At 70.0% G+C, this 25,886-nt stretch carries 21 protein-coding genes and 1 pseudogene; 12 read left to right on the plus strand and 10 right to left on the minus strand.

What is annotated here, in order from left to right; all coding sequences use genetic code 11:
• Positions 1 to 5 precede the first annotated feature (5 nt).
• The 4 genes from IE97_RS0115995 to IE97_RS39295 form a co-directional block, all read right to left on the minus strand.
• Positions 6 to 809 (minus strand): MlaE family ABC transporter permease, encoded by an 804-nt coding sequence (locus tag IE97_RS0115995; RefSeq protein ID WP_030239289.1) that lies wholly within the window; start codon positions 807 to 809, stop codon positions 6 to 8.
• Positions 810 to 812: 3 nt separating this feature from the next.
• Complete coding sequence (locus tag IE97_RS0116000; RefSeq protein ID WP_009313612.1) at positions 813 to 1,583, minus strand: MlaE family ABC transporter permease; 771 nt, start codon at positions 1,581 to 1,583, stop codon at positions 813 to 815.
• The gene (locus IE97_RS0116005; RefSeq protein WP_030239300.1) at positions 1,580 to 2,509 is read right to left on the minus strand and encodes an ABC transporter ATP-binding protein; all 930 of its coding nucleotides are present in this window, start codon (positions 2,507 to 2,509) and stop codon (positions 1,580 to 1,582) included. The genes IE97_RS0116000 and IE97_RS0116005 overlap by 4 nt, the downstream gene beginning before the upstream one ends.
• A 155-nt stretch (positions 2,510 to 2,664) precedes the next feature.
• Positions 2,665 to 3,756 (minus strand): RNA polymerase sigma factor, encoded by a 1,092-nt coding sequence (locus IE97_RS39295; RefSeq protein ID WP_234310797.1) that lies wholly within the window; start codon positions 3,754 to 3,756, stop codon positions 2,665 to 2,667.
• A 250-nt stretch (positions 3,757 to 4,006) separates the two neighbouring features.
• Between IE97_RS39295 and IE97_RS0116015 the strand changes: the two genes are divergently transcribed.
• A complete protein-coding gene (locus tag IE97_RS0116015; RefSeq protein ID WP_030239308.1) occupies positions 4,007 to 4,780 on the plus strand; it encodes a sulfite exporter TauE/SafE family protein in 774 nt (257 codons plus the stop codon).
• A 33-nt stretch (positions 4,781 to 4,813) separates the two neighbouring features.
• Here IE97_RS0116015 and IE97_RS0116020 read toward each other — a convergent pair whose 3' ends face one another.
• Positions 4,814 to 5,506, minus strand: a complete 693-nt coding sequence (locus IE97_RS0116020; protein WP_030239313.1) for a FadR/GntR family transcriptional regulator — start codon at positions 5,504 to 5,506, stop codon at positions 4,814 to 4,816.
• Positions 5,507 to 5,729: 223 nt separating this feature from the next.
• Between IE97_RS0116020 and IE97_RS0116025 the strand changes: the two genes are divergently transcribed.
• From IE97_RS0116025 to IE97_RS0116065, 8 genes and pseudogenes are all read left to right on the plus strand, one after another.
• Complete coding sequence (locus IE97_RS0116025) at positions 5,730 to 7,037, plus strand: enolase C-terminal domain-like protein (protein ID WP_106975360.1); 1,308 nt, start codon at positions 5,730 to 5,732, stop codon at positions 7,035 to 7,037.
• A gap of 511 nt (positions 7,038 to 7,548) precedes the next feature.
• Positions 7,549 to 8,460 (plus strand): ABC transporter permease, encoded by a 912-nt coding sequence (locus IE97_RS0116035; protein ID WP_037844400.1) that lies wholly within the window; start codon positions 7,549 to 7,551, stop codon positions 8,458 to 8,460.
• On the plus strand, positions 8,457 to 9,461 hold the full coding sequence (locus tag IE97_RS0116040) for a carbohydrate ABC transporter permease (protein WP_234310798.1): 1,005 nt from the start codon (positions 8,457 to 8,459) through the stop codon (positions 9,459 to 9,461). Before IE97_RS0116035 ends, IE97_RS0116040 begins: the two co-directional genes overlap by 4 nt.
• Before the next feature lie 90 nt (positions 9,462 to 9,551).
• The gene (locus IE97_RS0116045) at positions 9,552 to 11,213 is read left to right on the plus strand and encodes an extracellular solute-binding protein (RefSeq protein WP_030239330.1); all 1,662 of its coding nucleotides are present in this window, start codon (positions 9,552 to 9,554) and stop codon (positions 11,211 to 11,213) included.
• Between the two features lie 192 nt (positions 11,214 to 11,405).
• Positions 11,406 to 13,850 carry a glycosyl hydrolase family 95 catalytic domain-containing protein gene (locus IE97_RS0116050; protein ID WP_078603261.1) on the plus strand — a complete coding sequence of 815 codons (2,445 nt, stop codon included), beginning with the start codon at positions 11,406 to 11,408 and terminating at the stop codon, positions 13,848 to 13,850.
• A 169-nt stretch (positions 13,851 to 14,019) separates the two neighbouring features.
• Positions 14,020 to 14,715, plus strand: a complete 696-nt coding sequence (locus IE97_RS0116055) for a response regulator (RefSeq protein ID WP_030239335.1) — start codon at positions 14,020 to 14,022, stop codon at positions 14,713 to 14,715.
• Positions 14,712 to 15,830, plus strand: a complete 1,119-nt coding sequence (locus IE97_RS0116060) for a sensor histidine kinase (protein WP_030239338.1) — start codon at positions 14,712 to 14,714, stop codon at positions 15,828 to 15,830. The genes IE97_RS0116055 and IE97_RS0116060 overlap by 4 nt, the downstream gene beginning before the upstream one ends.
• A 303-nt stretch (positions 15,831 to 16,133) precedes the next feature.
• Positions 16,134 to 16,643 (plus strand): annotated as a pseudogene (locus tag IE97_RS0116065) (DUF418 domain-containing protein); the annotation flags it as partial.
• Between the two features lie 48 nt (positions 16,644 to 16,691).
• Here IE97_RS0116065 and IE97_RS0116070 read toward each other — a convergent pair.
• Positions 16,692 to 17,390, minus strand: coding sequence for a response regulator (locus IE97_RS0116070; protein ID WP_030239346.1), 699 nt, complete (start codon positions 17,388 to 17,390; stop codon positions 16,692 to 16,694).
• Entirely contained in the window at positions 17,387 to 18,670 is a 1,284-nt protein-coding gene (locus IE97_RS0116075; protein WP_030239350.1) for a sensor histidine kinase, read from the minus strand. The genes IE97_RS0116070 and IE97_RS0116075 overlap by 4 nt, the downstream gene beginning before the upstream one ends.
• 228 nt (positions 18,671 to 18,898) lie before the next feature.
• Here IE97_RS0116075 and IE97_RS0116080 point away from each other — a divergent pair, with 228 nt between their 5' ends.
• Positions 18,899 to 20,185, plus strand: coding sequence for an alpha/beta hydrolase family protein (locus IE97_RS0116080; RefSeq protein WP_106975371.1), 1,287 nt, complete (start codon positions 18,899 to 18,901; stop codon positions 20,183 to 20,185).
• Positions 20,186 to 20,610: 425 nt separating this feature from the next.
• Positions 20,611 to 21,693 (plus strand): AraC family transcriptional regulator, encoded by a 1,083-nt coding sequence (locus IE97_RS0116090; protein WP_037836054.1) that lies wholly within the window; start codon positions 20,611 to 20,613, stop codon positions 21,691 to 21,693.
• 12 nt (positions 21,694 to 21,705) lie between these two features.
• Here IE97_RS0116090 and IE97_RS0116095 read toward each other — a convergent pair whose 3' ends face one another.
• Genes IE97_RS0116095 through IE97_RS0116105 form a run of 3 tightly spaced genes read right to left on the minus strand, consistent with a single transcriptional unit; the run spans position 21,706 to position 25,342 of the window.
• Complete coding sequence (locus IE97_RS0116095) at positions 21,706 to 23,118, minus strand: aldehyde dehydrogenase family protein (RefSeq protein ID WP_051705002.1); 1,413 nt, start codon at positions 23,116 to 23,118, stop codon at positions 21,706 to 21,708.
• Positions 23,115 to 23,993, minus strand: coding sequence for an SDR family NAD(P)-dependent oxidoreductase (locus tag IE97_RS0116100; protein ID WP_030239367.1), 879 nt, complete (start codon positions 23,991 to 23,993; stop codon positions 23,115 to 23,117). Before IE97_RS0116100 ends, IE97_RS0116095 begins: the two co-directional genes overlap by 4 nt.
• Positions 23,990 to 25,342: a flavin-containing monooxygenase gene (locus IE97_RS0116105; RefSeq protein ID WP_030239372.1), complete on the minus strand. Its 1,353-nt coding sequence runs from the start codon at positions 25,340 to 25,342 to the stop codon at positions 23,990 to 23,992. The genes IE97_RS0116100 and IE97_RS0116105 overlap by 4 nt, the downstream gene beginning before the upstream one ends.
• Positions 25,343 to 25,573: 231 nt before the next feature.
• On the opposite strand from IE97_RS0116105, the gene IE97_RS43785 reads away from it, so the two are divergent.
• A complete protein-coding gene (locus IE97_RS43785; RefSeq protein ID WP_420706093.1) occupies positions 25,574 to 25,756 on the plus strand; it encodes a hypothetical protein in 183 nt (60 codons plus the stop codon).
• Positions 25,757 to 25,886: the final 130 nt, after the last annotated feature.

A 25,886-nucleotide genomic window follows, 5' to 3' on the forward strand; every position in this document is an offset into this window, starting at 1 on the left:
CGGTCTCACCCCGCGATCCGTACGGTCGTGTTGGCGCCCCAGATCGCGAGGCTGAGGAAGAAGTCCAGGACGTTGATGGCGACGATCGAGGTCCGCACCGCACGGCCCACGGCGACGCCGACCCCGGCGGGTCCGCCGCTGGCGTAGTAGCCGTAGTAGCAGTGCACCAGGATGATCAGTACGGCGAAGACGATCACCTTGCCGAAGGACCACAGCACGTCGACGGGCGGCAGGTACTGCTGGAAGTAGTGGTCGTAGGTGCCGGTCGACTGCCCGTAGTAGACGGTGGTGATGGTGCGGGCGGCGAGGTAGGAGGAGAGCAGGCCGATCACGTACAGCGGGATCACGGCGACGAAACCGGCGATCATCCTGGTGGTCACCAGGAACGGCAGGGAGGGCACGCCCATCACCTCAAGGGCGTCGGTCTCCTCACTGATCCGCATCGCTCCGAGCTGTGCGGTGAACCCGGCGCCGACCGTGGCGGACAGGGCGAGCCCGGCCACCAGCGGGGCGATCTCCCGGGTGTTGAAGTACGCCGACAGGAAGGCCACGAAGTTGGAGGTGCCGAGCTGGTTGAGGGCCGCGTAGCCCTGGAGGCCCACCTCGGTGCCGGTGAAGAACGACAGGAAGGCGATGACGCCGACGGTGCCGCCGACGACGGCCAGCGCTCCGCGCCCGAAGCTCACCTCGGCGAGCAGCCGGACGATCTCCTTCTTGTAGCGGCGCAGGGTGCGGCCCGTCCACGCCAGCGAGCGGCCGTAGAAGGAGAGCTGGGTGCCCAGCTCCTCCAGACGTTGCAACAGCGCCATGCCTCAGCCCCTCTGCGGAACGACTTGGAAGTACACGGCGGTCATCACGAAGTTCGTCACGAACAGCAACATGAAGGTGATCACCACGGACTGGTTGACCGCGTCGCCCACGCCCTTGGGGCCGCCTTTCGCCGTGAGCCCCTTGTAGGAGGCGACGATCCCGGCGATCGCCCCGAACACCAGCGCCTTCACCTCCGCCGCCCACAGGTCGGAGAGCTGGGCGAGGGTGGTGAACGAGGCCAGGTACGCGCCGGGCGTGCCGTTCTGGAGGATCACGTTGAAGAAGTAGCCGCCGGCCACGCCCACGACCGACACCAGGCCGTTGAGCAGCACGGCCACCACCATGGAGGCCAGTACCCGGGGTACGACGAGGCGGTGGATCGGGTCGATGCCGAGCACCTGCATGGCGTCGATCTCGTCCCTGATCTTGCGCGCTCCGAGGTCCGCGCAGATCGCGGTGCCACCCGCGCCCGCGATCAGCAGCGCGGTGACGATCGGCGAGGCCTCCCGCAGCACGGCCAGGACGGACGCGGCACCCGCGAAGGACTGGGCGCCGAGCTGCCGGGTCAGGCTGCCGATCTGCAGGGCGATGACCGCCCCGAAGGGGATCGACACCAGGGCCGTGGGCAGGATGGTGACGCTCGCGACGAACCACGCCTGCTGGATGAACTCCCGCGCCTGGAACGGCCGCCGGGGTATCGTCCGCACGACGTCCAGCGCCATCGCGAACAGGTTGCCCGAGTGCCGCAGCGCTCCGGTCGGCGACAGGCTCACGCTCCGGCCACCTCCTTCTCGTGCAGCGCGGCCTCGCGTCTCGCGATCGCCTGCCAGCGGGGCGGGCGGGTGATGCCCGGGCCCGGCAGCAGGCGTGGGGTCAGCTCCTGCGCAGGCGACCTGTCGGTGAGCTGCGCCAGCTCCTGCTCGACCTGCGCGGCGTCCTTCTCCTCCGCCATCCCGATCGGCCCCTGCATGCGGCCGTTCAGGAACTGGCGTACGACGGGCTCGTCGCTGGTCAGCAGCTTCTCCCGCGGGCCGAACATGACCAGCTCACGCCGGAACAGCAGTCCGATGTTGTCCGGCACCTGGCGGGCCGAGGCGATGTCGTGCGTGACGATCAGGAAGGTGGCGTCGATCTGCGCGTTGAGGTCGACGATCAGCTGGTTGAGGTAGGCGACGCGCACCGGGTCGAGGCCCGAGTCGGGCTCGTCGAAGAGGATGATCTCGGGGTCCAGCACCAGGGCCCGTGCCAGCCCGGCCCGCTTGCGCATACCGCCGGAGATCTCGCCGGGCAGCTTCCCCTCCGCGCCGATCAGCCCGACCATGTCCATCTTCTCCAGCACGATGCGCCGGATCTGGCTCTCGGACTTGCGGGTGTGCTCGCGCAGCGGGAAGGCGATGTTGTCGTACAGGTTCATCGAGCCGAACAGCGCGCCGTCCTGGAACAGCACACCGAACAGCTTCCGCACCTCGTACAGGTCGTGCTCACGGAGCTTGGTGATGTCCCGGCCCTGGATCGTGATGGAACCGCGTTCCGGCTTCAGCAGCCCGACGAGCGTCTTGAGGAACACCGACTTGCCCGTGCCCGAGGGGCCGAGCATGACCGATACCTCCCCGGCGGGCAGCGTCAGCGAGACGTCCTGCCAGATGACCTGGTGACCGAAGGACTTGGTCAGCCCTTCCACACAGATCTCGACACCCATCCGGTCCACCCTTCAGCCGTGGAGCAGCTCCGACATCTGCTCTACGGGGAGGGGCGGGGTGTCCGTCGCGAGATGGCCGATTTTTTTCGGACGGGTTTCCGGACGGGGTCACGGAGAGGCCGCGGAGGGGCTCGCGGACGGCTGTGCGGACGGCCTTATGAGCCGGACGGCCCGACGGAGGCGCCCGGAGCCGGCGACAACGACGGCACCGGCGACACGGGTGTCACCGAGGGAACGGCAGACTGGCGTGGCACATCTGACACATCCGGTGCATCAGTCATATTCGGAATGTCTGATGTATCCGGCAGCTCGGGCGCGTCCGGGACCTCGGGAACCTCAAGGACCTCAGAAACCTCGGGCGTCGGCAGTCCCGGAAGTGAGGGCACCGAGGCCGCGGGCAAGGGCGGCACGGACAGTGGCAGCACCGATCCGCCGGTCGCGGCTCCCGCCGGACGGCCGCCGGGAGCCGCCGACGCCGACGCGCGCGACTCCTGCGGACGCCGCACCCCACCGTCCCGGTCGGGCGTGAGCGCCTCCGATGGCCCGGACACGGAGGCCCGCGGTGCCGGACCGTCCCCGCTCCCGCCGCCGCTGCCGTCGAGCGCGTACGGCAGCACGAACCCCGCCACCGCCAGGGTCGCCGCCGTCGAGGCGACGGCCACGGCCTGGGCCCTCCCGCCTCCGCGCGGCCGTCCGCGCCCGAGCAGGAACAGCACCACCCCGAGCGTCCCGGCCAGCGAGGCGCGCAACGTCCGCCGGGCCCGGGCGAGCAACGACTCGACCGTCCGATAGCTCAGCCCCATCTGCACGGCGACCTGGCCGACGTCCAGGTCCTCGGACTTCAGTCGCAGCGCCTCCGCCTGCCGGGCGGGCAGCTCCCCGCTGCGCACGGCCAGCCACTTCGCCTCGGCCCGGTCGCACACCGCCTCCTCGACGGGCACCGGGCCCGGAGCGACCAGCGTGGGGCTGGTGCGCACCTCGGCCTCGCGGTTGACCTGCCGGTACCGGTCGACGCACAGCCGCATGGTGACGGTCGTGAGCCAGGCGCCGAGGCGATCGTCGTCGAGGTCGGGGCGCTCGGCGGCACGCAGCATCGCCTCGTGCACGGCGTCCTCGGCGTCCTCCTGGCTCATCGACCTGCGCCGGGCCACCTTGAGCAACTGCTCACGGTGGCCCCACATGCGCTGCCAACGGTCGTGGTCCGACTCCGTCCCAGCAGCTATGGCCGCCTCTGTCTCAGCAGGCATGTCCGTCGCCATGAGGACCCCTTCGTGCTCACTCCGCCGTCTCGTGCTGTCCGGCGGGGGCCGACATTACCGCCCGGTATACCTGGTTGTGGAGAGGGACGGGCGCATCGTGTCCGCACCGTTGCTGGTCAGCGCCCTCCCATATGCTGAGCTCACACCCCGGGCCAACGCTCGGTCGTGCATGATCAGAGCGAGCCCCTCGACCGCCCATCGCGCGGCGGGGAGGCGACACGCTGATCAGATAAGGGAGATGGCCTTGTCCATCTGGGAAGCAGTGGCGGTCTTCGCAGCGGGCATCGGAGCCGGCACGATCAACACCATCGTCGGCTCCGGCACCCTCATCACCTTCCCGGTGCTGCTCGCCACCGGACTGCCACCGATCACCGCCAACGTCTCCAACGCCCTCGGCCTCGTCCCCGGCTCCATCAGCGGAGCCATCGGCTACCGCGCCGAACTCCGCGGACAGGGCCGCCGGGCCTTGATCCTCGGTATCACCGCTCTCATCGGCGGACTCGGCGGCGCCGTCCTCCTGCTCGCCCTGCCCTCCGAGGCCTTCGACACGATCGTCCCCGTCCTGATCGCGCTCGCGCTCGTCCTCGTACTGCTCCAGCCACGCCTCGCCAGGGCCCTGCAGCGCCGCCGCGAGGACAACGGCACCCCCAGCCGCGCGCACGGCGGACCTGTCCTCATCGTCGGGCTGCTCCTCGCCAGCGCGTACGGCGGCTACTTCGGCGCCGCCCAGGGGATCATCTATCTCTCGTTGATGAGCCTGCTCCTGGACGAGAACCTGCAACGGGTCAACGCCGTCAAGAACATCCTCGGGGCCGTCGTCAACGGCGTCGCCGCCTGCTTCTTCCTCTTCGTCGCCGATTTCGACTGGACCGCGGTCCTGCTGATCGCCGTCGGCTCCGCCCTCGGCGGGCAGATCGGCGCCGGGGTCGGCCGCCGGCTCCCGCCCGCCGCCCTCCGAGCCGTCATCGTCGCCGTCGGGGTCATCGCCATCGTGCAGCTCCTGCTGCGCTGACCGCGGAAGCCCGGGGTAGGTCCGGCCGGTTGTCTACGAGGCGCCGTCGCGGTCCAGGTGTGCGCGCAGCCACTGCTCGGTGGTGCTGACGTGCAGGAGGGCGGCGGCCTGGGCGAGCCCTCCGTCGCCGGCGGCCAGTGCCTGGTAGATCGCCTCGTGCTCGACCAGCGTGCGGTCGGCGGCATGGTCGTCGACCAGTCCGCGCCAGACCCGTGCGCGCAGCGTCCGGCTCGCGATGCCCTCCAGCAGGGTGGCGAGCGTGGCGTTGCCGGTGGCCGCGATCACCGCCCGGTGGAAGGCGGCGTCGTGCTCGTTGAGCCGCTCCACGTCGTCGCGGGCCGCCCGCATCGCCTCCAGGTGTCGCTCCACCTCCGCGAGTTCGGCCGCCGAGATGCGGCTGGCGGCCAGTCCGGTGGCGACCGGCTCGAACAACCGGCGGACCTCGGTGAGCTCCAGCAGCGTGTCACCGCGCAGCAGCTCCACGGCGGATCCGACGCCGCTCAGCAGCACCTCCGGTTCCAGGCTGGTCACGTACGTGCCGTCGCCCCGCCGGATCTCCAGTACCCGCGAGACGACCAGCGCCTTCACCGCCTCCCGCATCAGATTGCGGGACAGCCCCAGCTCCGCGGCGAGCTGCTGCTCGGGGGGAAGCTTGGCCCCAGGCGGAAGCTCGCCCGACTGGACGAGGTCCCTGATGCGGTCGATGGCCTTGTCGGTCAGTGACATGCTTCGCCATCCCTCCTCGTGCGCGCCAGCCGACTGTAGCAATCGATCCCATGTCTTCGAAGGCATGGGGTGACTCACCTGCGGCCGATCAGGTCGGCGATTCGCGTAATCGCAGGTGATCCGGCTTAGCCACAGAAACTTCGATCGCAGGTATGGACACAACCGTTCGGCCGCGCGTTAAATCCGTCCCATGTCCAGTGCCTGTTGGGCCACAGGAAATGCGATGACTGAAGTGATCAGCTCCGTCGAAGCGGTGGACGTACGGTTCCCGACCTCGCTCGAACTCGACGGCTCCGACGCCATGAACCCCGAACCCGACTATTCGGCCGCCTACGTGACGATCCGCACGAGCGGCGGCGGCAAGGGACACGGCCTGGCTTTCACCGTGGGGCGAGGCAACGACGTCGAGGTCGCGGCCGTTCGGGCCCTGGCCCCGCTGGTGGTGGGACTACCGGTGGAGGAGGTCCTGGGCGACCTCCACGCCTTCTCCCGGCGGTTGACCGGCGACAGCCAACTGCGCTGGCTGGGACCGGAGAAGGGCGCCATTCACATGGCCGCCGCGGCGATCGTCAATGCGGTATGGGACCTGTACGGGCGCCGCACCGGGAAGCCGGTCTGGCGGCTGCTGTCCGAGATGTCGCCTGAACAGCTGGTCGACCTGGTGGACTTCCGCTACCTCGAGGACGCGCTGACGCGCGACGAGGCCCTGGACATCCTGCTCCGCGCCGAGCCCGGCCGCGCCGAACGCACCGCGCACCTGCTGGAGCACGGCTACCCGGCCTACACCACCACGCCCGGCTGGCTCGGCTACGACGACGACAAGCTGGTGCGGCTGTCCAAAGAGGCGGTCGCCGACGGCTTCTCCCAGATCAAGCTGAAGGTGGGCGCCGACCGTGACGCCGACGTCCGCCGCCTGCGACTGGCCCGCCAAGCCGTCGGCCCGGACATCCGTATCGCTGTCGACGCCAATCAGGCATGGGGAGTTCAGCAGGCGATCGACTGGATGCGGTCCCTCGTCCCCTACGGCCCGTACTGGATCGAGGAACCCACCTCACCCGACGACGTGCTGGGACACGCTGCCGTCCGCAAGGCGCTGGCACCGGTCAAGGTGGCCACCGGCGAGCACACGCACAACCAGGTGATGTTCAAGCAGTTCCTCCAGGCCGGGGCGCTCGACGTCCTGCAGATGGACGCCAGCCGCACCGCCGGTGTCACCGAGAATGTCGCCATCCTGCTGCTGGCCGCCAAGTTCGGCGTGCCCGTCTGCCCGCACGCCGGCGGGGTCGGCCTGTGCGAAATGGTGCAGCACCTGGCGATGTTCGACTACGTGGCCGTCAGCGGCACCACGGAGGACCGCGTCATCGAGTACGTCGACCATCTGCACGAGCATTTCACCGACCCCGTGCGGATCCGGAACGGCCACTATCTCGCGCCGACCGCTCCAGGTATCAGCGCCGAAATGCGTCCGGCCTCCGTGGCGGCCCACCGCCACCCTGACGGTGCCGTGTGGCAGGGGGAGGCCGGCGCATGAGCATCGGCGCGCCCGCGTTCACGGGTCCGAGGAAGGCCTTCCCCACCTGCGTCTTCGGCATCGGCCCGGCCGTCGCGGGATTGCTCACCGCCCGAGGGGCCCCTGTCGCGCGCCTCGGCCCGTTCTTAGGCTCCGGCACCCGCGTCGACCGCGGGAGCCGCCGGCATCGCTGACACCCCGTGGATCCATGGGACATCTGGTCACTGCCGACAAGGTGGCCGTGGCCGTCGCCCACCTCGGGGAGCCCGCTGTCGGCTCCACCACCGGCACGGCCTGCGCCGTGGACCGCGGACGCGGCACGGACTGCGCGTGCCTCCGCGGCGCCAACCGAATCACGCCCCTCTCCGCACGGCCAACAAGGAGGCATCGCAATGCGCAGTTGGACCCATCTGCAGGCAGGGCCGTTGCCGCGGCCTGCCTGCCGCCCGGCACACGTGCGCCGCCCGGCCTTCGGAGTCTAGGGATGTCCCAGAACAGCGCGGCGAGGCCGCTCCGCGTGCCGAAGGTGAGCATGAGGCGCAGGGCCCGGCGCAGCTTCAGTCGTCACTGGACGCTGTATCTGCTGCTGCTGGTGCCGCTCGTACATCTCGCGGTCTTCAAGTACGTTCCCATGGCCAACGGGGTCATCGCCTTCAAGGACTACAACGTCGTCAAGGGCATCTGGGGCAGCGACTGGGCGGGAGTGCGGCACTTCCAGGCGATGTTCGACAACCCGGTCTTCTGGGATCTGGTGCGGAACACCTTCCTGTTGTCCCTCTACGCGGTGATCGCCGCCTTCCCGATCCCGATCATCCTGGCGCTGGCGCTGAACGAGATCCGGCAGGGTTTCTTCAAGCGCGCCGTGCAGATGGTGACGTACGCGCCGTACTTCATCTCCACGGTGGTCGTGGTCTCGATGATCATCATGATCCTCTCCCCCAAGCTCGGACTGTTCAGCCACGTCTACGGCTTCTTCGGCGTGGACCGGGTCGACCTGCTGGCGGACGCGGACTACTTCCGGCACATCTACGTCTGGTCGGACATCTGGCAGACGGCGGGCTACTCGGCCGTGATCTATCTGGCCGCCCTGTCCGCCGTCGACCCTTCGCTGTACGAGGCGGCACGCGTCGACGGTGCCTCGCGGCTGCAGAAGATCTGGCACGTCGACCTGCCGAGCATCATGCCGACCGCGGTGATCATCCTCGTCCTGGCCGTCGGCAACATCATGGCGATCGGGTTCGAGAAGGCCTTCCTGCTGCAGAACCCGATGAACCTCAGCACATCGGAGATCATCGCCACCTACGTCTACAAGACCGGCCTGCTCAACGCCGACTTCAGCCAGGCGACCGCCGTGGGGCTCCTCAACTCCGTGGTCAACCTCGTCCTGCTCGTCCTCGTGAACTTCGCCGCCAAGCGGCTGACCGGAAGCGGGGTGTGGTCATGAGCCAGCCGCAGATCACGGCGGTCACCGATCCGGAGGGCAATGACCGCGCGGCGGTACCGGCCGTCCCCCGGGTATCCCGCTCACCGCGTCTGCCCGTGCGCCGGCCGCACGGGAGCCGGCGGGTCCAGGAGACCCGGGTCGACCGGATGTTCCTGTTCTGCACCTACCTGCTGCTGTGCACCTTCCTGGCCGTCGTGCTGCTGCCGCTGCTGAACATCGTCGCCAGTTCCTTCAGCGACCCGACCGCGGTGTCGTCGGGACGGGTGCTGTTCTGGCCGGTGGACTTCTCGCTGCGCGGCTACGAGGTGGCACTCGGCGACCCGCAGATCCTCACAGGCTTCCTCAACTCGCTCTTCTACACGGTCGTCGGCACCCTCATCAGCGTCACCCTCACCATCGCCCTCGCCTACCCCCTGTCCCGCAAGAGCCTGTGGGGACGCGGACCCGTCATGGGCGTGGTGGTCTTCACCATGCTGTTCTCCGGAGGCCTGATCCCCACCTACCTGGTGGTCCAGCAGCTCGGCATGCTCGACACCCGCTGGTCCCTGGTCGTCCCGCAGGCCATCGGGGTCTGGCAGGTCGTCATCGCCAGCACCTACTTCCGGACGATGATCCCCGACGAGCTGTACGAGGCCGCCCAGCTCGACGGCTGTGGGGACCTGCGGTTCCTGTGGAAGGTCGCCCTTCCCCTGGCCAAGCCGATGATCGCGGTGGTGGCGCTGATGTACGCCATCGCCCAGTGGAACTCGTACTTCGACGCCCTGATCTACCTCAAGGACGCCGACCTCTACCCGATCCAGCTGGTGCTGCGGAACATCCTCATCCTCAACACCAATCCCAACGGCGTCACGGACGCCGCGCAGATGCTGGAGCGTCAGCAGCTCGCCGACCTGCTCAAGTACTCCTTGATCGTCATCGCGAGCGTGCCCGTCCTGCTCATCTACCCCTTCGTCGCCCGGTACTTCACCAAGGGAATCATGATCGGCGCGATCAAGGGCTGAGCAGGTCCCGCCTCCCCCGCACCGTCTCCCCCGCGCCCGCGCCCCCCCACCTCCCCGCTCTCAATCCCCCTCATCCGAAGGGACTTCCCCATGCCTCGTTCGCGTCCACTCACCACAGTGGCGGTCGCCGGGACGCTGCTCGGCACTCTGGCGGCCTGCACCGGTGGTTCGTCCGGCGACACCGACACGTCCAAGCCGCTCCCCACGGTCACCGGGAACCCGCCGGTCACCCTCAACGTCTTCGCCCCTCAGGCCGCGGACCAGAACCTCAAGACCAACCAGTTCACCAAGCTGATCAAGCGGAAGTTCAACATCACCATCAACTGGCAGACCACCACCCAGGACGGCGGTCCGGCCAAGGAAAAGCGCCAGATCTCGCTGGCCAGCGGCGACCTGCCCGACCTGTACCTGCTGATTCCCTGGGTCGACCAGTTCAGCCAGACCGAGCTCCTCAAGCTCTCCACCCAGGGCGTCATCCAGCCGCTGAACCAGTTGGTCGACCAGTACGGCCCCCACATCAAGAAGGCGTTCGCCGATGTCCCCGCCTACAAGCGAATGGCCACCGCCCCGGACGGCAAGATCTACGGAATGCCCCAGTGGGTCGACTGCTTCCACTGCTCGTACCCGTCCAAGCTGTGGATCAACAGCGCGTGGCTGAAGAAGCTGGGGCTGAAGCAACCGACGACCACGGACGAGTTCCGCGACGTGCTCCGCGCCTTCAAGACCAAGGACCCCAACGGCAACGGAAAGGCCGACGAGGTGCCGCTGAGCGGGGACACCGGGGACACGATCATCCCGTACCTGATGAACGCGTTCATCAGCACCCCGAACGGCAACTTCACCCCCGCCACCAACCCGACCCTGGTCCTGAACGAGGGCAAGGCCGACATCCAGGCGGACAAGGAGGGCTGGCGCGAGGGCCTGAGGTACATCAAGTCGCTCTACGACGAAGGTCTGATCGACAGCAGCGTCTTCACCCAGAACGCGGAAGCCCTGATGAAGCTCGGCGACCACGCGGGCGAGGTGATCCTGGGCTCGGCGACGGTGATGCACCCCAGCATCTTCGTCACTCAGGGACAGAAGGACGGCCGCGACCGCGCGTACGACGCGCTGCCTCCGCTGACCGGCCCGGAGGGCAAGAGCTACACGACGCACACCTCACCGTCGGTGCCCGGAGCGACCTTCGTCCTCACGACCAAGGCCTCACAGACCGAGCAGATCCAGGCGATCAAGATGCTGGACTACATCTTCAGCCAAGAGGGTGAGCTCAACGGCATGTTCGGCCCGGAAGGCTGGGTCGAGCCCGGCCCGAAGGACGTCGCGCTCGACGAGAGCCTGAAGGTGCAGTACAAACGGGTTGAAACCCCGCCCGCCAACGGCAACTGGAACGCGCTGGCGCAGTACAACAACACCGCGCGGTTCCGCAACACACAGGCGGTGGCCAGGGACACCAAGTCTCCGGAGGGATACGAGCGCCGGCTCTTCGAGGCCACGAAGCTCTACGCCGGCCACGAGTCCAGGTCGACGCCCGAATTTCCTTACGGAGAGGCGTGGATCGACCCGGCGAAGGCGAGCGAACTCGCCACGCTCCAGACGAACATCGGCACCTTCGTGCAGCAGAGCGCCGTGCAGTTCATCACCGGCAAGAAGTCCCTCGACTCCGACTGGGACGCGTACGTCGAGAACCTCGACCGGTTCGGGTTGAAGCGCTTCCTGGAGATCTACCAGCAGGCCTACGACAAGACGCACTGACCAGGGGTGGCCGGTGGCGTCGGGCGCCGCGGACGGGCACCGGCCGTCTCGGCCACGGCGCCCGCCCGGCCCGCTCCCCGTGCGAGGTCGACGACGACCCGGCGGAGCGCTCCCCGGGGCCCCGCACGGCCGTCCGTCTTCGCCGCCCCGCGTCGGCCCGTGACGCTCCTCCGCACGAAGGACAGGAAAACGATGCACTCCGCACGCTCCCACGCGGGCGGCCCGACCGCACCCGCACCGGCCCAGGTCGCGCTGCCCGACCGGGGGATCCATGACACCAGCCCCGCCGAGTCGTGGACCGACGGCTTCCTCACCGGCAACGGCGAGTACGGGGCCGTGGTGTACGGGGACCCGGCGCTGGAGAAGGTCGTCCTCAACCACCACCGCCTCGTCCTGCCGAACGGCACCCGCGACCTCACCCCGCCCGTGCTCGCCGACCGGCTGGAATCCATCCGGGACCAGGCGCTGGCCGGGGACTACGCCGGAGCGAGCCGCGACTTCGCCGCCGGGTGGGAGCTGCGCTGGACGCAGACGTACCATCCCGCGTACGAGCTCCGGATCGCCACCGCGAACGGCCCCGTCTCCGACCGGTACCACCGGTACGTCCGGAGCACCGATTTCCGCACGGGCGAGGTCACCTCCGCCTGGACCGACGGGCACGGCACCTGGTCCCGCCGGGTCTTCGTCTCCCGCGCCGACCGGGTCATCGTCCACGAACTGGCGCCGGCCCCGGGCCGTACCGTCGACGTCACCCTGAGCGTGCACACCGCGCTCGACGACACACCGACCGTCCACGGCGGAGGCGACGACCTGCACAGCCGCGTGTCGTTCACCACCCTGGCCGAGACCCGTGCGGGCTCCGGGTGGCTGACCCTGCGCGGCACCTACCCCGAGGGCATGGGAGCGTACGGCTACGAGGGCGTCACCCGCGTCGTACCGACCGGCGGCACGGTCACCGTCAGCGGATCGACCGTGGTGGTCACGGGGGCTGCCGGGCTCACACTCCTCACCCGACTGGAGCGTCACGAGACGCCGCCCGCCCGGGATGCCCGGCGCCCGCACGCGGGGCTCGCCGCCCTGGAAGTCGATTACGAGGCGCTGCTCGGCCGGCACACAGAGATCCACTCCGAACTGTACGACCGCTCCCGCCTCGACCTGAACGCCCCCGGGGCCGACCGCCGACTGCCGACCACGGAGCTGATCGCACGGCAGAACGCCGACCGCGGCAGCATCGACCTGGCCCTGCTGGAGCGGCTGTACGACTCCGGCCGCTACCTCTTCCTCAGCTCCAGCGGCATCCTGCCGCCCCGCCTGACGGGGATCTGGACCGGGGCGTGGACCGCCGCCTGGGCCGGTGACTTCACCACCGACGCCAACGTCAATCTCCAGGTGGCCGGCGGGACCACCCTGGACATGGCGGAGGCCATGCAGGGCTACTTCGACCTGGTTCTCGGCCAGCTCGACCACTGGCGGACCAACGCCAGGAACCTCTACGGCGCGCGTGGCTTCCTCGCCCCCTCCCGCACGGACGGCGAGTACGGGCACATGCTCCACTTCGACGGCGGCGGCTTCCCCGGCCACTGCTGGACCGGTGGCGCCGACTGGCTGCTCCACCCGCTCCTGGAGTACTACGAGATCACCGGGGACCAGACCTTCCTCCAGCACAAGCTCGGTCCGGCCCTGATGGAACTGGCCCTGTTCTACGAGGACTTCCTCACCCGCACCGACGGGAACGGCAGCGCGGTCTTCGTGCCGTCGTTCTCCATGGAGAACGCCCCGGACAACACCGGCGAGTACCTGTCGATCAACGCCACCGGCGACATCGCGGCCGGCAGACACGCCCTCCAGGCCGCCATCGACGCGGCCAACACCCTCGGCGTCGAACAGGCCGCCGGCGAGGGCGTCGAACGCTGGACGGCACTGCTCGACCGGATCCCCGGCTACCGGATCAACGAGGAGGGCGCACTCGCGGAATGGTCCTGGCCCGGCCTGGCCGACCGCTACGACCACCGCCACATCCAGCACCTGTACGCCGTCTGGCCCCTGCACGAGATCAACCCCGAGGAGCGGCCCGACCTCGTGCCCGGGGCCCTCAAAGCGCTCGAACTGCGCGGAGACCAGAACCTCTCCGCGCACGGCAGCCTGCACCGCGCCCTGGCGGCCGCACGGCTCAAGGACGGCACCAAGGTCTACGACAACCTTCGGAAGATCCTGGGCAACGACATGCTCTTCCGGTCGCTGATGACCTCACACAACCCCGGGCGGCACATCTACAACGCGGACGCCGCGCACGCACTGCCCGCCGTGGTGGCCGAGGCACTGCTCTGCACGAGGCAAGGCGTGCTGGAACTCCTGCCCGCGCTGCCCGAGCAGTGGGAAAGGGGCAGGATCACCGGCATCCGGGGGCGAGGCGGAATCCGCGTGCACAGCCTGGACTGGGACCTGCCCGGCCGTACCGCCACGGTGACCGTCACCTCGGACCAGACCCAGGACGTCACCCTGATCAGCCGCCGCGGCATGACCTCCGTCACCACCTCCGCGCACGTCGGCCTCTCCGCCCTGGGCCCGCATGCCAGGAGGGTCAGCCTCACCACCGGGCAACGCACCCGGATCACGGTCTCCCTGCCGACCGCCTGACGCACACAGAAGACCGGGCCGATCATGGACTGTCCGGCAGCAGACCGCGGTGCCCCTGCGGTCCCTGCCGACCGGTGGGCACCACCCCGCCGTGTGGCTGGAGCTGCCGTTCGTCGGGCCGTCGGGGTTGTGCATGGCCTTAGGGTCGAGTCGGCATGGGCCGGACGGCGTGAACGAAGGTGAGGCTGAGCGCGTGATCCGCGTAGTGGTGGTGGACGACGAGGCTCTGGTCCGCTCGGGCTTCGAGCTCATTCTGGGCGCGTCCGAGGACATCGAGGTCGTCGCGACCGCGCGCGGGGGCGAGGCCGTGGAAACCGTCCGCCGGGAGCGGCCCGACGTGGTGCTGCTCGACATCCGGATGCCGGACGTCGACGGGCTCACCGTCCTGCGCGAGCTGCGCACGATGCCCGATCCGCCGGTGGTGGCGATGCTGACCACGTTCGACGCCGACGAGTACATCCTGACCGCGCTGCACAGCGGTGCGGCCGGTTTCCTGCTCAAGGACACCGAACCGGACCAACTCGCCCCCCTGGTGCGCACCCTGGCCGCGGGCGGCGTCGTGCTGTCCCCCAAGGCGTCGCGGACGCTGCTGCGCGGCCACCCCGGCAGCGGGGCGGCCGTCGACGAGGACGCCGCCCGCGTCAAGCTGCTCACCGCACGCGAGCGCGAGGTCCTCGTCCTGGTGGCGGAGGGCCTGTCGAACGCCGACATCGGGGCACGCATCCACCTGGGTGCCGGCACGGTCAAGGACCACGTCAGCGCCATCCTCACCAAGCTGCGGGTCACCAGCCGGGTGCGGGCCGCGCTGCTGGCGCAGCGGGCCGGACTGCTGGACGAGCGCCGGCGATCGGAGGCCGGGCGATGAACCGCGCCCGGGCGCTGTGGGAGCGTGTGCCCGCGCCGGTCGTCGACCTCGTCCTGGTGGTGGCAGCGGCCGTGGACCTGCGGCTGAACCTGTGGGACGACACGCGCCTCGGCATCGCGCTGGCCACGCTCGGCTGCGCCGCGTTGGCCTTCCGGCGCCGGTTCCCGCTCGGCGTCTTCCTTCTCACCCTGCCCACCGCGCTGACGCAGCCCGTCGCCGTCGCTCCGCTCGCGGCGCTGTTCACGCTGGCCGAACGCTCCCGCAACCGCCCCCTCCTCGCCTTGTGCGTCACCCTGACCGCGGTCGCGAACGCCACTCCGTGGCCCCTGGCCGGCCTCGCCGAGGTCGGCCGGACCATGACGCTGCTCACCTTCGTTTACAGCCTGGCGACCGCCGCCGCACCGGTCCTCATCGCACAACTTCTCCAGGCGCACCGGGACTTGGCACGGCGGCTCGTCGAGATCGAGGAGGCCAGGGAACACGAGCGGGCGCTGCACGCCCAGGCCGTGCTCGCCCGCGAACGCGCCCAGCTGGCCCGCGAGATGCACGACGTGGTCTCCCACCAGGTCAGCCTGATCGCCGTACGAGCCGGAGCCCTGCAGGTCGCCACCGAGGACGCGGACGCCAAGGAGGCTGCCCGCACGATCCGTTCGCTGAGCGTCAGCACGCTCGACGAACTGCGCACCATGGTCACGCTGCTGCGCGCCTCCGGCGGCCACGCCACCGAGCTGACTCCTCAGCCCACCCTGGCCGACCTGCGCGAACTGGTGGAATCAAGCGGCACTCACGTGACGTTGTCGGGTGAGCTTCCGCTCACCGTGGGCACACCCGCGCAGCGGGCTCTCTACCGTACGGTCCAGGAGGCGCTGACCAACGTCCGCAAGCACGCCCCCGGTGCCACGGCGCGCGTCGAGCTGTGGCAGGACGGCACCGACGTCGGAGTGACCGTCACCAACACCGCTCCCACGCGTCCTTCCCTCTCCCTCCCCGGTTCGCAGCACGGCTTGGCCGGTCTGCGGGAACGGGCCGAGATCCTGCACGGCACCCTGGAGTCGGGCCCGACCACGCAGGGCGGCTACCGGGTGCGGCTGCGGATACCTCTCAGCGCGGACTGACCGGCCCTCATGCCGTTGCGTCGGCTTGCGGCTGACGAGGCCCACCTGCAGCAGGATCACCGTCCGGACGCACCGGACCGGTCGCACCGGGACTCCGCCGGTCGGCAGGGCGGTACCAGCCGACCGGCGGGGCCGTCACCGATGACTGCCGGATGGCCGGCCCGGTACGTCCACGCGAGATTCCTCGTATGACACAGACACAGCCACCGCAGGAGACGTCAGCTCCGCGGGAGAAGACGCCTCCGCAGCCCCGAACCTCCCCCGAGTCCCCCGTGCCGGCCTCGCCCGGTCCCTCGATGGGACGCCTCGTCGGCCGTGACCGCGTACGGGATGTCCTTGCTGCTGGCCGGCCCGGACGCGTTGAAGAGCCTCGCGGAGGGCGGGCCGTCGTCCGGCAGCTCCGCTTCGATGCCACCCGACGGCGGGTCGTTCTCCGATATGCCGGCGTCGCTGCTCCTGACGGCCGGGCCGCACAGCGGCACCACGTTCGACATCATCGGCAGCGTCGGGGTCGCGATCCTCGTGATCGTCGGTGCGACGGTGGCGATGGACCGCCTGCCGCGACTGCGCCGCCTGGCGAAACCGGTCATCGCCGTGGGCAGCATGTCCCTGACCGCCTACGTGGGCCACTTCGTCCTGCAGCCCGCGCTGCCCGTGCCCGCCGGGAGCGACGGGCAGCAGTCCTGGGTGCCGCTGCTGATATTCGTCCTCGGCGCGATCGTGTTCGCCGCGATCTGGTCCCGCTTCTTCCGCCGTGGCCCCCTGGAGTACCTCCTCAACGCCGCCACCAAGCCGGCGAAGTACATCCGATGACACCCGGCCGGGGTGGGACGCCTCCACATCCCACCCCGGCATGGAGACTCAGACGATCCCGCCGGCCGGCGGGGTGGTGTCGTCCCCGGTGGGGCTGACGAGTCCGGTCCGGTAGGCGGCGATGACGGCTTGGACGCGGTCGCGGAGTCCGAGTTTGGCGAGGATACGGGCGACGTGGGTTTTGACGGTTGCCTCTGACAGGTGGAGGTGGCCGGCGAGCTCGGCGTTGTTCAGCCCTCGGGCCAGCAGTTGCAGGACCTCCCGTTCGCGTGGGGTCAGGGCGGCCAGGTCCCGGTGGATCGCGGTGGTGTGGGAGTCGTGCCGGGCGAATCGTTCGACGAGACGGCGGGTGATGGCCGGGGCCAGCAGCGCGTCGCCGGAGCGGACCATGCGGACGGCGGCGACGAGGTGTTCGGGTGTGGTGTCCTTGAGGAGGAAACCGGCGGCCCCCGCGGACAGGGCCGCGTAGACGTAGCGGTCGAGGTCGAACGTGGTCAGGATGATCACACGCGGTTCGTGGTCCGCTCCGGTCAGGATGTGGCGGGTGGCTTCCAGGCCGTCCAGTTCCGGCATGCGGATGTCCATCAGGACCACGTCGGGTCGGGTGCGCCGGACCGCGTCGACGGCTTCCGTGCCGTTGGTCGCCTCGGCGACCACGTCGATGCCGTCGGCCGTGAGGATCATCCGGAAGCCGGTGCGGACCAGTGCCTGGTCATCGGCGATCAGCACGCGCGGCGAGCCGGTCACGAGGCCTCCAAGGGGATCAGTGCGGTGACGCGGTAGCCGTCGGCGCGGTGTGGCCCGGTGCGCAGGGTTCCCCCGTAGACGGCGAGGCGCTCGCGCAGGCCGATCAGCCCGCGTCCGGCTCCGGTGGCACTGCCGGTGCTCCTGGACGTACCTGCTGTGCCGCCGGTGTCGGTGACCTCCACTCGGAGGTGGGTGGCCGCGTAGTCGACGGTGACCGCCGCGCTCGCGCCTGCCGCGTGCTTGACCGTGTTGGTCAGTGCCTCCTGCACCACCCGGTAGGCGGCCAGTTCGATCCCGGACGGCAGCGGACGCCTGTGCCCGGTCACCGTCAACTTGACCGGCATCCCTGTCGTGCACACCCGTGCGATCAGCGTCTCCAACTGGCCCAGCCCCGGCTGTGGCACCAGATCCACCATGCCGGCCGGGCCGGAGCCGTCGGGGTCGGCAGGGGTGTCCATGGTGAGCAGCCCCATGACGTGGCGCAGTTCGGTCATCGCCGCCCGGCCGCCGGACTCGACCGCGAGGAGCGCCTCGCGGGCTTGGCCGGGGTGAGCGTCCATGACTTTGCGGGCGGCGCCGGCCTGGATGACCATCACGCTGACGTGGTGTGTCACCACGTCGTGCAGTTCGCGGGCGATCCTGGCGCGTTCGTGTTCCACCGCGCGGCGCAGCGCCTCGGCCTGCTCACGTTCCATCGCGGACAGGCGCCTGCGGCCCTCGTCCGTTCTGAGCTTCCAGGTGCGCAGGCCGTTGGCCGCCACGACGATCGGGACCAGGATCAGGTACGGGGCGTACTGGTCGGGGACAGTGGGCAACGCCGAGTCCGTGCCGACCAGGAGTACCGCCACCCCCAGGCTCGCCAGAGTGGGAATCCGGTGGGGGCTGTAGGCGGCGGCGCTGTACGCGGCGACGACGCAGGCGTAGAAGGTGAGCCGCGGTGCGTCGTGTGGCGTCACCATGACAGCGGCCAGCACGGTCCACAGCACGGCGAGCGGATACCGGCGACGCAGCGCCAGAGGTGCCGAGGCGATGACCGCCACGATCACCGGGCCGATCCACTCGCCCGGCGCGGGCACGGGCCGGTCTCCTCGGTCGACGATGCCGGTCATGTTGTCGAGTACGTAGTAGACGGAGCCGACGCCGATGACCAGCGCCGTCGCCGCGTCGAAGGTCCGGCCGCGCCGGGTGGGCCGCGGCGGCGGACCGGTCGGGCGCGTCAGCAGGGTGAACCACTCCCCCAGTCGGTCCGGTTTGACCCGCTCCAGCAGTCGGTCCGCCATAGGCACGGTCGTCACCGGCTCATTCTCGCCGACGTCCCCGGCGGCGACATCCGTCCCGGTGATCACCGTGGTCATCCGGGATACATCGATCGACTACATCGCGAGGATGACGCCGTACGGCCTCCTCCCGGCGAGGTACCGGAAACAGCCCCGGCGGCCGACGTGCCCGGACCCGCCCCGCTCCTAGCGTCCATGGAACCGGAGTTGACGACCGAGGGAGAGACGACCGTGACCGCGCCACTGCCCGAACCGCCCGCCGTGAGCCCCGACGACAAGACCAGGGCCCCGGGCAGCCCACCGTCGGCGCCTCGGAACCAGATCCCGCGCCGCGGCCTGGCCGCCCTCGCCGGGCTCCTCATCGTGGGGACGTGCGTGCCCGCCTCCGCCGCGGACGCGTCCACCGCGGCTGATCCCGCCGGATCACCGGCCGCATCGAGCGGCACGCTGCGTCTGCCCCGGCCCACCGGCCCGCACCCGGTCGGCAGAGCCTCCCTGCACCTGAAGGACGCCTCCCGCCCCGACCCGTGGGTCCCCGGCGTGACCGCGAGGGAACTCATGGTCTCCGTGTGGTACCCGGCGCAGCCCTCGGGCGGGCGACGGGCCCCGTACATGACGCCGACGGAGTCGGAACTCGTCCTCGAGGACGGCGGCATCAGCGATGTGCCGCCCGACGTGTTGAGCACGACACGCACCCACGCGATCAGCGACGCCGAACCGGCGGGACGCCGACACGGTCTGCCCCTGGTCGTGCTCTCGCCCGGCTTCAGGAAACCCCGCGCCACCCTCACCTCGGTGGCCGAGGATCTGGCGAGCCGAGGGTACGTAGTGGCAGGGATCGATCACACCTATGAGAATGTCGCCACCACCTTCCCCGACGGGCGCGTCGCCACCTGCGCCGCCTGCGAGGTCGACCATGACCGGGCATTCTGGGAGAAGCTGGTGACAGGCCGGGCAGCCGACGTCTCCTTCGTGCTCGACGAACTGACCGGACCACGGCCGAAGTGGAAGGGCGCTCGGCTGATCGACCCGCGCCGGATCGCGATGGCGGGCCACTCCGTCGGAGGCGCGAGCACCAGCGCCGCCATGCTCGCCGACCCCCGGATACGCGCCGGGATCGACATCGACGGCGCCACCGACGTCCCGATCCCTGACAGCGGGCTGGCGCGGCCGTTCCTGTTCCTGGGCAGGCAGTCCGCGTACACCCCGGGAGGCGGAGGCCCAGCCGTCACCTGGGAGCGCGACTGGGAGCACCTGACCGGGTGGAAGCGATGGCTCGTGGTCGCCGGCGCCGAGCACGCCTCCTTCACCGACGTCGGGCTCCTCGCGGAACAACTCGGCCTCGACATCGGCGCCACCCTGCCCGCCGCCCGCACCTCACAGATCACCCGCCGCTACACACGGGCGTTCTTCGACCTGCACCTCCACACCACGCCCCAACCCCTGCTGGACCAGCCGTCACCCCAGTACCCGGAGGTCGGGTTCTGCTCCGTGGACACGCTGAACTGCGGTAACTGATCCCCTTCCTCGAAAGCACACGTGGCAGGTTGCGCACGGAGTACGCGGCCTGTCACGTCGTGCTTGCCGAACCCGGCCCGTTCGTGGTCCGGGGGGTGATGCCCAGCAGCTTCTGGGGCGGAGCTCATAGTGGGCCATGGCGGTCCCCGACCCGGGCCTCGAGCCGACGCCACCGCCTGACCCTCCCCGCCGACGCGACGCGGTCACGCCGACCTACGGGAGCAGGTCTTCCGGCATGCCGGCCCACGGGTTGATGGGCACGACGCCGGTGCTCCGGCGGAGGTCGTCCAAGAGCCAGCCCATGCTGCCAGGCGCGGAAGGCAAGCTCAGGGCGCCAGGGGCCGTAGAGGGGGCTTCGGGGGCCAAAAGCATGCGACCGGTGATGCCGGCTGCCTACGGTGGTCACCGAGGAGAAGGTGAGTGCGATGTCCCTCATCCCCGGCCCGGCGGACCCTCCCGGGACCAGCCGCAGCACGTCGGCGACGATCCAGCCGAACATCCTGCGCTGCCTGGTCGTGGTCGCCGACGAGCGCGGCATCGATCTGCGGCCCGTGTTGAAGCAGGTCGGGCTGGACGAGACGATCATGCGTTCCGCCGCGCTGCGGGTGTCGTACCGGCAGGGCAGCGCGGTGATCCGCCGTGCGGTGGAGCTCACCGGGGACGAGCGCCTGGGGCTGAAGGTCGGTGCAGCGCAGCACCTGACCGCGTGGGGCCTGCTCGGCTTCGCCCTGATGGCCGACGACACGTTGCGGCACGCCATCGGGACGGGGGTGAGGTACCAGAACCTGTCCGGGGCGATGGTGGTGTGGTCGGCCGGTGCGGGTGAGGAGGACGACGCCTTCGTGCTGCGCGCCGATCTTCCCGATCCCGCCATGGACCCGGTCGTGGCTTCCTTCCTGATCGAGGAGGCGTTCGCCTCCGTGGTCACCCTGTCCAGGCTGGCCGTCAGTCCGGACTTCGCGCCGAAGGTCGTGGAGTTCTCCTTTCCGCCACCTCGCCGACACGACCTGTTTGTTGCCCTGTTCGGCTGTCCGGTCCGGTTCGACGCCCCCGCCAACCGCCTGGCCATCGACCCCGCGTGGGCCCGCACCCGGATGCCCGGCCGGGATCCGGTGAGCTACGCGTCGACCCTGGAGATGCTCGACGCGCAAATGGCTTCCCGCCGTGACCAGCAGGATCTGCTGGAGGTGCTGGAGATCTCCGTTGCGCAGAGCCTCCCCGTGGCGCCTTCGTTCGGTGAGCAGGCGCGGCGGCATGCGACGAGCGAGCGGACGCTGCGCCGTCGGCTGGCCGAGTGCGGCACGACGTACGAGGCACTCGTCGAGGGAGTGCGCCGGGAGCGTGTGGAGCAGTTGTTGCTCCGTCCGGAACTGACACTGCGCGACATCGCCCGCCGGGCGGGATTCTCCGACGAACGGGCGCTGCGCCGCGCGGTGCGCCGGTGGCACGGCACCTCACCGGTCCGTCTGCGGGAGCGGATGCTCCGGGACACGGGACAGATGGAATGACGTAATGACGCGTCAGCGGGCGTGGATCCACACCGTCTTCTCCCGGGTCCACTGGTCGAAGGCATTGGTGGACTTCTCCACGCCACCGAACCCGGACTGCTTCCAACCGCCGAAGGGGGTGGTGATGTCCCCTTCGCTGTAGGCGTTGACCGATACCACGCCGGCCTCGATGCCGCGTGCCAGCCGCAGCGCGGTGTCGAGGTCGCGGGTCCACAGGGAGGCGGCGAGTCCGTACTCGGTGGCGTTCGCCCTGCGTACCGCCTCGTCCTCAGAGGTGAAGGTCTGGACGGTGACGACGGGACCGAAGAGCTCCTTGGTGAGAACGTCGCTGTCGTCGGGGGCGCGGGTGATCACCGTGGGCGGGTAGTAGGCGCCGCGCGGAGGCAGCCCGTGCGGCAGTCCCCCGGTGTGGATCTGGGCTCCGCCGGCCCGTGCGGCCTCAACGGCTCCCGCGACCCGATCAAAGGCAGCGTGGTCGATGAGCGGCCCCATCTGCGTGTGCGGGTCGGCCGGATCACCGATGACCAGCTCTCTCGCCGCGGCCGTGAACCGCTCGACGACCTCCTCGGCGATATTGCGGTGCACCAGTACCCGGGAGCCGGCCGTGCAGTTCTGCCCCATGGTCAGGAACGCGGCTTCGATCATGTTGTCGATGAGCTCATCGCCGTAGGAGAGCGCGTCGGCCATGAGCACCTGGGGGCTCTTGCCGCCCATCTCCAGTGATACGCGCTTGAAGTTACTGTCGGCGGCGGCCTTGAGTATGCTGCGGCCGGTCGCGGTGGACCCGGTGAAGGAGAGCGCCCCCACAAGGGGGTCGCGGGCCAGGGCCACCCCGGCTGTCCGGCCGTACCCGGGCAGCACCGTGAGCACTCCTTCGGGCAGGCCGGCCTCGGTCGCGAGTTCGGCCAGGTGCAGGGCGGAGCGCGGGGTCGCCTCGGCGGGCTTGACGAGCAGGCAGTTGCCCGCGGCCAGGGCGGGTCCGACCTTCCATGAGGTCATGGCGAGCGGGTAGTTCCACGGCAGAATCGCCGCGACGACCCCGACCGGTTCGCGGCTCATGAGGCCGAGAGCGTCGGGCCCGCTCGGCGCGAGGCGGCCGAAGACCTTGTCGGCAGCCTCGGCGAACCAGCGGATCGACTCGATCGCCCCCGGTACGTCGCCCGTACGGCACTCCGTGATCGGCTTGCCCGCGTCCTCGCTCTCCAGCCGGGCGAGGATCTCGGCGTCGCGTTCCATCAGGTCGGCCAGCCGCAGCAGCACCGCGCCGCGCTCCCGGACCGGCAGCCGCGACCACACCCCGGCCTCGTGGACCTGCCGGGCCTGCTCGGCGGCCTTGGAGACGTCGTCGGCGCTCGCGGCGGACAGGAAGGTGATCGGCTCACCGGTGGCGGGGTTGACGACCTGCAGCATCTCGTTCGTGGTCATGCTTCCTCCACCAGCTCCCAGCGCCCGTCGGTCCGGCGGGCCAGTCCGCGTCGGCGGAGATCTTCGAGATAGCGGGCCATACCGCGGTCACCGCGCTTGCGGAACAGCGGGAACACCCTGGGCAGCAGGTTCGGCATGAGCATCGCGAACCGCACCAGACGGGACTCGCCGGGCCGGGGGTAGGCCTCCAGGCGGGGCTTGTCCAGCAGGCTCACCACGGCCGCGACGACGTCGGCGGGCTGCTGTGGTGGGTCCTGGAACTGCATGGAGTTCCCGCCATCCACGGCTTCCTGGCGCAGCATCCGGGTGTCGGTCGCCGACGGCAGCACCGAGCCGGCCAGAATGCCCTTGCTCCTGAGGTCGAGCCCGATGGCGAGCATCGCGCCCCGCAGCCCGAACTTGGACGCCGTGTAGATCGGGGTCTCGCCCAGCGGGAAGATCCCGCCGAGGGAGACTGTCGTGACCACCCGGGCGTCCCGGGATGCCAGCAAGAGGGGGATCGCGATCCGGGTGGCGACCAGCGGAGAGGTCAGGTTGAGGCCGATCTCCCGTTCGATGCTCTCGACGCTGCGGACCTCGAAGCGTTCCGCGCTGGTCATGCCCACGTTGTTGACGAGCACGTCGAGGCGGCCGTAGACCTCGGCGACCAGCTCGAACACCCGCTCCACCTGGGCGCGGTCCATCAGGTCACAGCCGAGGCCGGTGTGCCCGGCACCGGGAAGATCCGCGGCGACGGTCTTGGCGCGGGTCTCGTCGATGTCGACGACGACGCACCGGGCGCCGCCGGAGGCGAAACGGCGGCACAGCGCGCTGCCGATGCCGCCCGCGCCGCCGGTCACCAGCATGACCTTGTCGGTGTAGTCGAACCCGCTCATGCCGCGCTGCCTTCCTTGACAGCGCGCAGGGACCGCACCGGCGGCGGCTGGCCCTCGGTACGCCAGCCCATGTCGCGCGCGACCTTGCCCAGGTACTTCACGAGCGCCCCGCTGTCGACGTAACCGGTGTGGCGGGGCGAGTCGACGAACTTCAGCCCGCCGGACAGATCCGGGCGGTCGGCGCGGATCATCTGGGTGAACCGTTCAGCGTTCCGCAGCCGGTGCCGCGCGTCGTGGATATACCCGGCGATCAGCTGCGCCTGGGTGTCGAAGAGTCGGTACGCACCGGAGTTGGTCTCCACGAAGCCGATGCCGAACAGGCCCAGGTGCTCGCGTGAGAACGACGACAAGTACAGGTCGGGGTGCTGCTCGTCGCCGAAGTACTGCTGCGCGACCGGCACTTTGTGGACGTAGCCCGTGGCCAGCAGGATGAGATCGAAGTCGTCGCTCGTGCCGTCGGTGAAGTGCACGGTTCTGCCCTCGGCACGGGCGATCCCGGGCCTGGCGGTGATGTCGCCGTGCTGGAGGTGGTAGATCAGCATCGAGTTGATGGCCGGGTGGGTCTCGAACAGCTTGTGGTCCGGCTTCGGCAGCCCCAGCCGCGTCGGGTCGCCGTTGATGACGCGCAGCACGGCACCGAAGATCCGCTGCGCCAGCCACATCGGCAGGTGCGGCCCGCTGCCGGCGATGGTGTCCACCGGCCGGCCGAAGAGGTGCTTGGGGATGAACCAGTAGCCGCGCCGCATGCTGATCACCGCGTGGTCGGCGGTCCGGGCGGCGTCGCAGGCGATGTCGCAGCCGGAGTTCCCCGCGCCCACGACCAGGACGCGCTTGCCGCGCAGCTCCTCGGCGCTGCGGTAGCCGACGGTGTGCCGGACCTCACCGCTGAACTCCCCAGGAAGTTCGGGGATGTTGGGGTGCCACTGCGAGCCCGTACACACGACGACCTGCCCGTGCACGCTTTCGCGGCCGTCGGCCCGGGTGACCGTCCAGGTGCCGTCCGCGTTCTTCTCGATGCTTTCGACCTCGACGCCGAACTCGATCCGGTCCGTCAGCCCGTAGGCGTCGGCGAAGAACCGCAGGTACGACAGGATCTGCCGGTGCGGCGGGTAGTCGGCGAAGTGGTCGGGCATCGGAAAGCCGCCGAATCCCGACAGGGTCCTGCTGGAAATGAAGTGGGCCGATTCGTACATCGGGCTGCCGGGATTGTCGATGTCCCAGATACCGCCGGGCCCGGTGTGCCGCTCAAGATGCGTGTACGGCAGATTCCGCTCCGCCAGTGCCCTGGCGACCGCCAGCCCGGCCGGTCCCGCCCCGATCACACACGTATCAAACTGGCTTTCCTTCACGGGCCTGCCTCCTCGTTCGTCCCGCTTCACAGGTGTTCAAGGAAACGTATTCACCTGCCGTTCAGCGGGAACTGACCCGCGCGGCCACGGACCGGACCCCAGCGGCCGCGCCACGACATCCGGCTGCGCGCCGGGCCCTGGCCCGCGGCCCCAAGCTGCTCCTGCTCGACGAGCTGAGCCTCGGCCTGGCACCCCTCATCGTCGAGGAGTTGCTGCCCATAGTCAGGCGCTATGCCGACGACACCGGCTGCGGGGTGCTGCTCGTCGAAACAGCACGTCGGCCTCGCCCTCGACATGGCTGACCGCGGCTACGTCCTGTCCCACGGCGAGATCACCGCGCACGCCACGGCTCAGGAACTCCGGGCCGACCAGTCCCGGATCATCGCCGGCTACCTCGGCGAGCAGCACGCCTGACCCGGCCGGGCGGCCACAACCGCCGTGCGCCACAACCGCCGTGAGCTCGAACGGCTCGGGCCGACCCACCCCCTACGACTCGGCCGGACGCTCGGTGCTGCCCGCGTACCAAGACAAGGAGTCCGATGTT

It is taken from the genome of Streptomyces sp. NRRL S-455, assembly GCF_000717875.1.
Classification (GTDB): domain Bacteria; phylum Actinomycetota; class Actinomycetes; order Streptomycetales; family Streptomycetaceae; genus Streptomyces.

Coding starts and splice junctions, on each gene's coding strand:
- IE97_RS0116015 (WP_030239308.1), top strand. CDS start 4,007: ATGGCCTTGTCCATCTGGGAAGCAGTGGCGGTCTTCGCAGCGGGCATC.
- IE97_RS0116025 (WP_106975360.1), top strand. CDS start 5,730: ATGACTGAAGTGATCAGCTCCGTCGAAGCGGTGGACGTACGGTTCCCG.
- IE97_RS0116050 (WP_078603261.1), top strand. CDS start 11,406: ATGCACTCCGCACGCTCCCACGCGGGCGGCCCGACCGCACCCGCACCG.
- IE97_RS39295 (WP_234310797.1), bottom strand. CDS start 3,756: ATGCCTGCTGAGACAGAGGCGGCCATAGCTGCTGGGACGGAGTCGGAC.
- IE97_RS0116020 (WP_030239313.1), bottom strand. CDS start 5,506: ATGTCACTGACCGACAAGGCCATCGACCGCATCAGGGACCTCGTCCAG.
- IE97_RS0116075 (WP_030239350.1), bottom strand. CDS start 18,670: ATGGCGGACCGACTGCTGGAGCGGGTCAAACCGGACCGACTGGGGGAG.
- IE97_RS0116090 (WP_037836054.1), top strand. CDS start 20,611: ATGTCCCTCATCCCCGGCCCGGCGGACCCTCCCGGGACCAGCCGCAGC.
- IE97_RS0116060 (WP_030239338.1), top strand. CDS start 14,712: ATGAACCGCGCCCGGGCGCTGTGGGAGCGTGTGCCCGCGCCGGTCGTC.
- IE97_RS0115995 (WP_030239289.1), bottom strand. CDS start 809: ATGGCGCTGTTGCAACGTCTGGAGGAGCTGGGCACCCAGCTCTCCTTC.
- IE97_RS0116005 (WP_030239300.1), bottom strand. CDS start 2,509: ATGGGTGTCGAGATCTGTGTGGAAGGGCTGACCAAGTCCTTCGGTCAC.
- IE97_RS0116100 (WP_030239367.1), bottom strand. CDS start 23,993: ATGAGCGGGTTCGACTACACCGACAAGGTCATGCTGGTGACCGGCGGC.
- IE97_RS0116095 (WP_051705002.1), bottom strand. CDS start 23,118: ATGACCACGAACGAGATGCTGCAGGTCGTCAACCCCGCCACCGGTGAG.
- IE97_RS43785 (WP_420706093.1), top strand. CDS start 25,574: ATGCCGACGACACCGGCTGCGGGGTGCTGCTCGTCGAAACAGCACGTC.
- IE97_RS0116040 (WP_234310798.1), top strand. CDS start 8,457: ATGAGCCAGCCGCAGATCACGGCGGTCACCGATCCGGAGGGCAATGAC.
- IE97_RS0116045 (WP_030239330.1), top strand. CDS start 9,552: ATGCCTCGTTCGCGTCCACTCACCACAGTGGCGGTCGCCGGGACGCTG.
- IE97_RS0116035 (WP_037844400.1), top strand. CDS start 7,549: ATGAGGCGCAGGGCCCGGCGCAGCTTCAGTCGTCACTGGACGCTGTAT.